The following is a 10,366-nucleotide window of genomic DNA, read 5'->3' on the forward strand; positions in this document are numbered from 1 at the left end:
TAAAAGACCTTTTGTACTGCTCTCACCATTCAACTTTCCTTTCTTATAGCCTATGATACCAACATGCCATCAAAAAAGACTATCAAGTACTTTTATTTAATTTAACTGCATCTTTTGCCTTGTCCAATAGCCCATTAATGAAACCAACTTCGCTTGGTTTGTCAAGCAAATCAGATGCAATATTGGTATATTCATTGATAACAACTGGAGCTGGTGTGTCGCAATTAGCCAGCTCACACATTGCAACACGAAAAATTGATAAGCTTAAGAGATTTAACCGCGAAAGAGACCAACTTGGATGCAAATAACGCTCTATTATCTCATCGTACTCCTCACTGTTTTTTATGATCTTACATGACAGCTTCTCTAAGAATTGGTAATCAAACTCCTCACATTCAAATATATCTGCTAACTTGTTTACATAGTCCCTGAGCTCACAATTTTCTAGCTCAAAGATACTTTTGTCGTAACCTGTAAAAATATTTGAGTAAGCAATTTGCACAGCAAGAAACCTTGCTGTACTTCTTCTTATACGCCATCCCTTGTCTGTAGGTTCCTCCTCCATCAGCTTAATTTTTTGTATAAATCTACCATGTGCAAAACAGCTGAAGCTGCGTGGCCGCCAATGTTTTTTCTGTTCTTATCGGCCCTTACTAAAGCCTTATCTTTGCTGTCAGCGGTAATGACACCCATACCAAGAGGTACTGCATAACGCATAGCAACTTCATTTAAGCCTTCGATTACTCGTTTACAAACGTACTGATAATGATCAGTCTCACCACGAATTACGCACCCAAGAGCTAAATAACCGTCATAATTAACAGTTCCACTTTTGATCGCAAAAAGGATTGCAGCTGGTATTTCAAATGCACCAGGAACCTCAATTACATCGTAACTTACGCTACTGCCTTTTAATTTATCGGTTGCACCTTCAAGCAAAAGGTTTGCTATTTCAGTATAGTAAATTGAATTAACTATTAGTATTTTCGACATTTATCCCTCCTTTTCTTGTTAAAAACAACTTTATTAATGATTGTTGAACTAGAGTCATGACATTACTGAGTATCCAATATATTACCAAACCTGCAGGAAAAGAAGAGAAAATGAAGATAGAAATGTAAGGTAAAAATCTCATAACGTTCACCTGAACATCATCTCTATTGATCTGATCTTTTTCACTGATCTTCTGCTGAATTATCATGGTAACACCTAAAATTATAGGCAAGATACCTATAGAGATAGGGAAATTGTAACCAAATAGCCCAAATAATGTAAAAATGTTTGTTGGATCAGGAGCTGAAAGGTCCTTAATCCATAAATAAAAAGGAGCGTGTCTCATTTCTATAGTAACAAATAATACTTTATACAAAGCAAAAAACACTGGTATTTGTATCACCATAGGAAGAATGCTTGACATTGGGTTTACGTTGTTTTTTTTGTACAATGCGATTATCTCCTTATGCTGCCTTAAACTATCATCTTTATATAACTCTCTTATACGAGTCACTTCAGGCTGCAAATTTTTCATTTTGAACATTGAAACATACGACCTATTAGATAAGGGCAGCATCAAAAGTTTAATTACTAAAGTCAGCAACAATATTGCTAAACCAAAATTTCTCAAAACAAAGTTAAAGTATTCAAGAAGCAAAAACACTGGTTTGGTTATGAAGTAAAGAACGCCAAAATCTACAGCTTTGTCAAATAAAGGTATACCTAGAGTATTCTTATAAGAATCCAGTAAATTCAACTTTTTTGCTCCAGCAAAAAAATAATTCACGTTAGAAACACTTGTACCAGGAAGTACGCTTCTGTAAGGCTTAACAAAATCTACTTGAAATTTATCAATGTTATTAACGTTTATATGTTTTATGCTTACATTTATTTTATCAGATTTTTCAGGTATGATAGCTGTAAGCCAATATTTATCAGCGAAACCAAACCAATTCTTTTCACTTGTGTTTGCTTTTATTAAGTGTTTCTTGGCAACATCTTTATATGTCCATTCCTCCAGTTCGTTATCAAATGCACCTATTACTCCTTCATGTGATATCCAATAAGATTCGTTGATATTATTACGCTTACGGTTAATTTTACCATAAGGGACCAAGACTACATTATCCTTCGTGTTATTTTCAGTAATTTGTTCAACTTTAAACATGTAATTATTGTCGAGGCTAATTTTCATCTTAAATAAAATGCCATTTTCATTATCCCAAAATAAATTGATTGCCTCTTGATTAGTAAGTTCGATTTTATCTGCCTTCCAGACCGTTTTGGAATCTGGAACTTTAATTTTACCACTTGGATCCAGCCATCCGAATTCTGCAAAATGTACATCTTCTGATTCTGCAGGTGAAAGTAGCATTACTTGTGGAGAAGAAGAATTTGGTTCTAGGTGGTAATTAGTTAAAATTAGGTCATCAAACCTGACACCTTTTAAATAAATTGACCCTTTAACCATACTATTGGTTAAGCTAATCCTTTGTTCTCGAGTGGAATTAATAATTTCGGAACGGTTTTGGTGTATTATAGGAGCAAGATCGTTAAAAGATTCTATATATTCAATGTTTTCAATTGATGGATAATCTTGGCCTGTATTAAGAAAATTATCGTAAATAATACTCCAAGATACCATAATTAACACTGAAAGGACGGCTGCCAAAATTAGATTTCTTGCTTCTGACATAAAATTTAAGCTAAATGCATTTCCTTAAAGTGTATATTACATACTGTACTAAAACAATAAAATTTACTTATTTTTAATAATGACTTTTAACGCTAATCTTTAAAATTTATTGTAATAGCTTCAAATTTTAACAATATGAACGCGGTAAAAAATCTAGTTATTTGGCTACTGATAATAGTTACCACCGCAATGTTTATCGATTCACAAGGAGACAAACTAAGAAATAGATTTCTCAGCACTTTTTTGCCATATAAGGGAAGAATCCAAAATAGTGGAAGTATCGAATTTACGAAATCACATGATGGACACTTTTATATTCAAGCTCAAGTTAATGGTCGTAACATAACGTTCTTGCTCGACACCGGTGCAACCGATATCGTTCTGTCGCAAAAAGATGCAGTAAATGCTGGTATTAATCTGAAGAATATTCAAGATTTTCAAATACATGAAACTGCAAAAGGTCAAATAAGAGCTGGAGTGGTTCAAATACCTCAAGTTAAAATAGGAAACTTTCTAATCAATGACGTACAGGCTAGCGTTAACACTCATTCTATGTCCCATTCGCTACTTGGAATGAGTTTCCTGAGATATTTTTGCTTCACTATAAGAGGTAATAAGTTGATATTATACCGTGAATCTGCTTGTTAAAGCTCTGCAGGTCAATATAGGGGCAGAGATAAATATTGCAGAACAAGTGCCAATTGCAATACCAAAAAAGATAATCAAGCCGAAGTCTCTAACTGCACCTGTGCAAATTAATGTCAAAGGAAGAGCAGCGAGCAAGGTCGTACCCGAGGTTAAGACAGTGCGAAACAATGTAGCGTTAATACTTGCATCTACCATTTCACTCATATGTCTGTCTTTACCACCTTTTTGATATTCTCGAATTCGATCATATATAACTACTGAATTATTGATTGAGTAGCCAATTACAGTGAGGAGAGCTGCAACTGATGAGATATCAAACTCAATGCCAGTCAAGCTAATGAAACCAACGGTTAAAATCACGTCATGGACCAGTGCTATTATTCCACTAAACCCACATTGCCAATTGAATCTAAAGCAAACGTAAAAGAATATTCCAACAATAGCAATCAACATGGATAATATTCCTTGAAATATCTGTGTTGAGCCTATTTGTGGACCAATATAGTCTATCTTACGGTAACTTATTGAGCCACCCATTTTTTCTTCTAGTATGCTTTTTATCTTTTTAATTTTATCCTCATCTCCTTCCTCTTTAAAACGCATGACTAAATTGTTACCCGCTTTTGAACTCTGCACCATAAAGCCATTTTCTTTCAATGCATCAAAAGCAGCACTATCTTCGCCCGAAGACTTTATTTCCATCAAGGTTCCTCCTGTAAAGTCTATGCCTAAATTCACTCCTCGTAGAACAACAGTGAGTATCGAAAAAATGACCAGAATAATACTAATGAGTGCAGTCAACTTTCTATATTTACTAAATTTGATATCAAGGTTGTCTGGAATGAATCTAACTGTCATGTTTTTTATCTGAAATAATTACTTAAATTTTATATACTTTTCAAGAATTTGCTAGTTTATTCTGTGGTTGGAGTCACACAATTTTATCAGTTGATAAACCGGTTACTTGGGAGATAATATCGATAGAAACACCTAACCTAAGTAGATTATTAGCAACTTGGACCCTCTCTGTTTTGTTAATCTTTTCTTTGTAAGGCTGCATTCTTTTAGATAAAGACTCTACTAACACATCTAATTTATCTTGTGAGTCTTAATTATTGATTTTTTGACATTCTCCCATTCCACTATATTCATTTTCATAACAATCTTTTTCTGCTGGTTTTAGTAGAACCTCAACCCCGCTAATAGCTCCTTTGCTATAACACATAATTTATAATTTGAAACAAGATTTATATCCCTTTTTCATATCTTTGTATTTGCTGTTGTGATATCCCTAGCTTATTTGCTAAGTTCTTTTGAGTATATCCTCTTATTTATCCTACAATGCCTTATCTCTTGTCCTATATTTTGACGCGTAGAACCTATATGTACTTTTTCTTTCTTATCATCATACTTATTAGCTAATAAGCCAGTTGCTTGGTAGATAATATCAACAGAAAATCCTGCTTTAAGAAGATTTTTTGCCATTTCCGCTCTCACTGCTTTTATATTACTTTCTCTTCGGCTTGGATAGATTTATTTAATTCAAAAATTGCCTTGCGTAGTTCTTGCCCCCTTATCTTTGTGTACTTTTCTATGAGATTGTGCTTTCTTTGCACCCTACTTTTATCAAAACAGCGTTTTTCTCTTAGTACACTTTGCCTAAGAAGCAGATTTAAAATATTAACTGATAACGCTTTTGCTATGGTATAGAGTTCATGTGGATAAATGTCATCTACCCCTTGTTTGTGTCTTAGAATTTGCTATTGGATACCCCAAGCTTATCTACTAATCCTTCTGAATATATTTTCTCTCTAACCTCCAGTGTTTTATTTTTTGCCCCATTTTGTAATTTATAGAGTCAGTGTGCTTTTTGCCATTATAGTTGTCATTAAAGTCACCCATATTATTTTTTTATATAAATAAATATATGCTTTACCATAAGGTTTCATAATAGTCTATTATTTTTTATAACTTCTTTCTTATATATTCATAATATAACTATCTATAGTAATAACTATATAAAATTTTTGTTGTAAGCTTTCATAGGATGCTTATCTTTCTCAACAGACTTTTTGCATCACCTAAACTAAGCAGAAGAGGCAGTTTACTACCCATTAAATATTGATGTTTTTTGTAATGCTGCAATTCATCTGCTCTTACAATTGTTTAATATTTAAGAAACTTACTAAATGGAAAAAAAGGCAAAAAAAACTAGTCAGTATTTGTTTTCAGTATTGTCACTTTCGTGTCTTGAACACTCCAATTTAGTTGCTTTTAAGCGCAACTAGTCTAAGCTATAATTTAAGAAATTTTCCAAATAGAAAAAAAGGCAACAAAACCCCAAGATAGTTAGTTATTCTACTCTCTATTTTAAAACCCCGGCGTTGGGTGATGTCCTAAACTACTTATTAAGCACATTTCAGCTTATATAGGTAAAACCCGAAGTTTTAAAAAAGACATACAGTGTACATAGTGCAAAAAATTAAACAATAATACACCAAATATAAGCTCCCTTGTCATTTTTTTAATCTGTACAGATTGGGGAGTTAAACAAATAGCTTCAGTATCATGATAGGAGGGTTGAAAGAATTTGTCAAGTAGTTTTTTTGTGATAGTATAAAGGAGTCTTATTAAAATCTTCTCGGTAAAGGCAGAGCAGCAAGGAGCGAACCAAAAGCAATTAGGAAGGATCCAAACCAGATTGCAGGCATTCCAGGTTTATAGTGCACCTTAGTGGCTATCTTGCTCTTACTTTTGTCGATCTCGCCAATTACAACATAAATATCAGAAAATAAATTGTGATAAATACTGCTTTCAACGTTCTTTTGACCTTCCACAAGGTAAAATCTATATTCAGGAGTTACTTCACCTATTACCTTATTATTCAACAAATTCCTGATATCCATTGTTCCTCTCACTGAATGGAGGTTTTTCTTTTTTATCAACTCAATATTTTGTAAAGTGACTTTGAATTTATTGACTGTTATGCTATCCCCTATTCTTAAGTAATTCTCCTTTTTTTCCTGCCAGCCAACTAAGTAGGCTATACCAAGCATCAGAATTGCCACTCCAGCGTGGGCTAGCATCATTGCATAGTAGGACTTGGAAACTCTCTTTGCTAGTAAAATTGATTCACTAAATGCTGCCTTAAGTAAGCGAATTCTTTTACTGTATGCTTCTAAAACAAAGACTAATAGTGCTATGGAGATGGTAATTGACAGCACAATTGTTAGCTGCATATGAAAGATGAACGGCAAAATGGCTGCAGCGCTACAAAATGAGAGTCTGTATTCACGGAATATTGGCAATAGGCTATTTCCCTGCCAACAGCAGTATTGCCCAATTATTGTAAGGACTAAAATAGCCAGTGCAATAGGGTTAAATAAGGAATTATAATACGGTACTCCAACTGAGATGAGCTCGCCGGTTAAATATTCAAGTATTGTAGGGTATAAAGTGCCAACGAATACGACGAAAAAAGCAGTGATGAATAATAAATTGTTTATCAACATCATTGTAAAACGTGAGAAGAATTTTCTGCCCTCTGTCATCTGAGTGGCTTGATTACTTGCTTCTTTTTTTCTGGATTTCAGTGTCAAGCACTGGAATGACACTAAAGATGGACGATTTTTTCTCGTAAATACTACAAATATTGCTAAGCTACTGACTGTAATTACACCAAGTAAAGCTAGTATATACAGTCCATGCTTTGGATCATCAGCGAATGTGTGCACTGAAGCGAGTATTCCAGAGCGGACTAAAAATGTTCCAGTTACACTCAATATAAAAGTTGTAAGCGTGAGCAAAATGGCAAAGTTTCTTAAAACATTGAAATTTCGTACCACAAGTAGCAGATGTGTCAGCGTTACTGCAACTAGCCACGGCATCAAAGAAACGTTTTCCACCGGATCCCAAAACCAAAATCCACCCCACCCAAGTTCACGATATGCCCACCAACTGCCAAGGCTAATGCCCAAAGTAAGCAGCGACCAAGAAACAAGCACCCAAGATCTAACAGCTTTAGCCCAAACATTTCCCTCGGTGTTTGCAATGAGTCCAGCTATAGAGAGCGAAAAAGGAACGCTAAATCCGAAGTACCCCAAATACAATATCGGTGGATGAATAGCAAGACCTATGTCTTGCAATATTGGGTTAAAACCAAGACCATCTGTTTCAACGCTTGGCATTTTAGCAAAAGGATTAGACTCAAATAAAGTGAACAACAAAAAACAAAAGCAAATTAAGCTTTGAGTAATCAAGGATACCTTCTTCAGTTCACTGTTATTATCAAAAAAAATGCTCATCAGAAACAAGTAAAAGGCAAGCACTAAGGTCCAAAGTAGCATAGACCCTTCTTTGTTTCCCCAAACACCACAGATTTTGTAGATCAAAGGCTTCGTTGTATGAGAGTAGTAATATACGTTTTCGAGTGAGAAATCGTTTGTAATATGGCAGTAAATCAAAATAGCCATTGACGTTGATGCACAGAAAAATATGGCAATAGTGACGAACCGATAGGAACTGAGCGGTAGAAATAAATATGTTAAGGACAACAAGCAAGCTACCAACAGCAATATATTCCCAAGTTCAGGCATAAACTATAGTTATTTACATGAATAATATTACTAATAACTAGCTAGGAGTTAAAGTTTTAATATAGAAGCAAAACTAATATGATATCCCCATATTTCACAGCTCCAATTACGTTCACAGTAAGTAAAAATTAAATATTAAATTTTGTACTTTTGTTATAGTGTTGAAGTAATATCATGGGTACAATCAAAGTCAGTAAATCTCTATTTAATGGAAATAATAGGGTAACAAAACATTATGACAAGCCAATAGTTGAAAAAATTTTCTATACTATTTTAGGATTTAACGTTAGAGAAGATTTTGAAAATAAGACAAGTAAGTTTGTCGATAAGAAAATTTGGCAATTGTTTGCTGTTGTTTTGCAAGGAAAATAGATTGTGTGGCAACTGGCAAGTTGTAAAAAACATTGTTTATAACATCGTCGAGAGTGCTAGCGGTGATACTTTCACCAAAACTGAGAGCGCCTAATATTAAATGAAAAGCAGAGCAATAAAAAAAAGAGAGAGAAAGCAGTTAGAAAAGCCACTAGTATTCTGAGAAAAGTCAATCCAGAAAAAGCATTCTATGAACCCTCAGTAATCAAAAAGCAAGCTGAGGATTTTTGCAAACCGGTTTTTATAAAGCCAAAAGCAAGCAATTACAGGGATCTAATCCATCTGGTGGACAGCTTTTTGCGGAAACTTAAATATATCGAAACACTAGAAAAGCTATCTGCAGTAAAAAAAGAAGAGCTCATAAAAGACTTCTTATTAAGCCATGTTAGTTTATTCAATAAAACGTACTCTAAATTACCGGTAAAAGAGAAGATGCTATAGCAATACTATCAAGTAATGAGTTAAAGAATTTTTACGATAAAGGCGTGGAAGAAGAAGTGTTGCAACCAATAGTATCTACAAAGAGTGCAAAAAACCTATATGATAAAATGAACAAGGCAGAAAATGAATCCAAAAGTGTAATTGAAAGAAAAGAACAGGAAGGAAATTTGAGTGAAATAGGTAAATCAATAATCAGAATAATTAACGACATAAAAAATATAGAGAAGCAATCCTTAACTGTAAACACTTTCAAAACCTTTACGTAAAGGAAAAAGAGGAGCATCCATTTAGGAGTAAATTATGCCAGAAAGTGATTGGTATATATCAAGAAAGAATTGCTGGATATCAGGAGCAAATTTGTCAAAACTTAACCCAAATGAGAGAAATATTCAAAAGGTATTCCACAAGAAACAAGAAGCCTATGTGGTGTGGAAGAATTCGAGGAATCAATGGATAATATGCATGAAGCAAGGCAGGTTGATGAAAACTTTGATTCAGCTTTATCGAGCATACAGAACAAGTTAGATACTCAACTGGAAAGAACGGAGAATCCTTCAACAGAACTAGAAGAAGCTTTACACGTCAAGAGTAGAACTAAAGTAACTAGGTTATAACTTGCTTGACACTGGAATATGATACAGTTATTCTAAGCTAGGGGTTTTTGCCTCACTATTCCTGGCTGAAAGAGCTAAATTTTTGAGACGATGAGAACTATCAGCACTCTAATTCAAGAGGGATCAGAACTATTATTATCGCATAAAGTTGAGTCACCATGCCTAGATTGTGAAATCATTATGCAGCGCGTTCTTGGCGTAGAAAGACCATTCATAATTATGAACCATGCTTGTCAGGTACCGATAGAGAAAGAACAGCTATTTTGGAAATTGACGAAAAAAAGAGCAGAAAGGTATCCGATATCGCAAATAATAGGTAATCGCGAATTCTGGAGCAAAAATTTCGTAGTTGATCAGCATGTTTTGGACCCAAGACCAGACAGTGAAACAATAATCTTGACAGTGTTGAAATATTACCCAAACAGAGGGCAGAAACTAAAAATTGCAGATTTTGGTACAGGCACAGGTTGCTTACTGATATCCGTACTTAGCGAGTATGAACATGCTGTTGGTATAGGTTTTGAAAAAAGCTTGCAAGCATGTAAGGTTGCTTGTCAGAACGTAAAAAAGCATAATCTATCTGGCAGAGGTAGAATACTTCCAAGTTCGTGGACAGAGTGCAGAGGATTGTTTGACCTTATAGTTAGCAATCCTCCATATATTAAAAGCAGTAAATTAAAAGGCCTGCAAGCGGAAGTGCAAAAAGAACCGAAAATGGCCCTTGATGGCGGTATTGATGGTTTGAGCTGTTACTTGAGTATTTTCCCAATATTGAGAAAGTGCCTTAAAAAGAATGGATCTGCGGTATTGGAAATAGGCGAGGATCAGAGCGATATCGACAAAATAATCCCCTCATATGGATTATCTTTTCAGGAGTATGTATATGACTTGGCGGGAATGAAAAGATGCATTGTTGTGAAACAAGACTAGTTTCTTCCTTCCTGAATTTTAGTGTCATCCAATAGAAACGAAAAAAACTACTTAAAGATTCCTCCGGTTTCCTTATC

Annotated in this window: 12 protein-coding genes; 5 read left to right on the plus strand and 7 right to left on the minus strand. The window is 34.5% G+C overall.

The genetic code is table 11. The features are described 5' to 3' along the window. Positions 1–82: 82 nt before the first annotated feature. Genes nusB through yidC form a run of 3 tightly spaced genes read right to left on the minus strand, consistent with a single transcriptional unit; the run spans position 83 to position 2,689 of the window. Positions 83–565 carry a transcription antitermination factor NusB gene (gene nusB / locus IHO40_RS01580; protein WP_225536440.1) on the minus strand — a complete coding sequence of 161 codons (483 nt, stop codon included), beginning with the start codon at positions 563–565 and terminating at the stop codon, positions 83–85. Then, entirely contained in the window at positions 565–993 is a 429-nt protein-coding gene (locus tag IHO40_RS01585; RefSeq protein ID WP_225536441.1) for a 6,7-dimethyl-8-ribityllumazine synthase, read from the minus strand. The genes nusB and IHO40_RS01585 overlap by 1 nt, the downstream gene beginning before the upstream one ends. Continuing rightward, entirely contained in the window at positions 971–2,689 is a 1,719-nt protein-coding gene (yidC, locus tag IHO40_RS01590) for a membrane protein insertase YidC (protein WP_225536442.1), read from the minus strand. The genes IHO40_RS01585 and yidC overlap by 23 nt, the downstream gene beginning before the upstream one ends. A 135-nt stretch (positions 2,690–2,824) precedes the next feature. Here yidC and IHO40_RS01595 point away from each other — a divergent pair, with 135 nt between their 5' ends. Further along, the gene (locus IHO40_RS01595) at positions 2,825–3,337 is read left to right on the plus strand and encodes a TIGR02281 family clan AA aspartic protease (protein ID WP_225536443.1); all 513 of its coding nucleotides are present in this window, start codon (positions 2,825–2,827) and stop codon (positions 3,335–3,337) included. Here IHO40_RS01595 and secF read toward each other — a convergent pair. The 4 genes from secF to IHO40_RS01615 form a co-directional block, all read right to left on the minus strand. Continuing rightward, positions 3,314–4,195 carry a protein translocase subunit SecF gene (gene secF, locus IHO40_RS01600; protein ID WP_225536444.1) on the minus strand — a complete coding sequence of 294 codons (882 nt, stop codon included), beginning with the start codon at positions 4,193–4,195 and terminating at the stop codon, positions 3,314–3,316. The two genes, IHO40_RS01595 and secF, sit on opposite strands and share 24 nt — an antisense overlap. Before the next feature lie 389 nt (positions 4,196–4,584). Continuing rightward, positions 4,585–4,668, minus strand: coding sequence for a helix-turn-helix domain-containing protein (locus IHO40_RS06010; protein WP_225536452.1), 84 nt, complete (start codon positions 4,666–4,668; stop codon positions 4,585–4,587). Continuing rightward, positions 4,634–4,822, minus strand: a complete 189-nt coding sequence (locus IHO40_RS01610) for a hypothetical protein (protein WP_225536445.1) — start codon at positions 4,820–4,822, stop codon at positions 4,634–4,636. Before IHO40_RS01610 ends, IHO40_RS06010 begins: the two co-directional genes overlap by 35 nt. 1,145 nt (positions 4,823–5,967) lie before the next feature. Beyond that, a complete protein-coding gene (locus IHO40_RS01615) occupies positions 5,968–7,932 on the minus strand; it encodes a heme lyase CcmF/NrfE family subunit (RefSeq protein WP_225536446.1) in 1,965 nt (654 codons plus the stop codon). 174 nt (positions 7,933–8,106) lie between these two features. On the opposite strand from IHO40_RS01615, the gene IHO40_RS01620 reads away from it, so the two are divergent. The 4 genes from IHO40_RS01620 to prmC all read left to right on the plus strand — a co-directional run bounded on the left by IHO40_RS01620 (position 8,107) and on the right by prmC (position 10,289). Continuing rightward, a complete protein-coding gene (locus tag IHO40_RS01620; RefSeq protein ID WP_225536447.1) occupies positions 8,107–8,304 on the plus strand; it encodes a hypothetical protein in 198 nt (65 codons plus the stop codon). Between the two features lie 485 nt (positions 8,305–8,789). Continuing rightward, complete coding sequence (locus IHO40_RS01625; protein WP_225536448.1) at positions 8,790–9,011, plus strand: hypothetical protein; 222 nt, start codon at positions 8,790–8,792, stop codon at positions 9,009–9,011. A gap of 162 nt (positions 9,012–9,173) precedes the next feature. Beyond that, entirely contained in the window at positions 9,174–9,359 is a 186-nt protein-coding gene (locus IHO40_RS01630; RefSeq protein WP_225536449.1) for a hypothetical protein, read from the plus strand. 90 nt (positions 9,360–9,449) lie between these two features. Next, the gene (prmC, locus tag IHO40_RS01635; protein ID WP_225536450.1) at positions 9,450–10,289 is read left to right on the plus strand and encodes a peptide chain release factor N(5)-glutamine methyltransferase; all 840 of its coding nucleotides are present in this window, start codon (positions 9,450–9,452) and stop codon (positions 10,287–10,289) included. The last annotated feature ends 77 nt before the right edge of the window (positions 10,290–10,366 follow it).

The sequence above is a fragment of the Wolbachia endosymbiont of Mansonella ozzardi genome (genome assembly GCF_020278625.1).
In the GTDB taxonomy this organism is placed as follows: Bacteria; Pseudomonadota; Alphaproteobacteria; order Rickettsiales; family Anaplasmataceae; genus Wolbachia.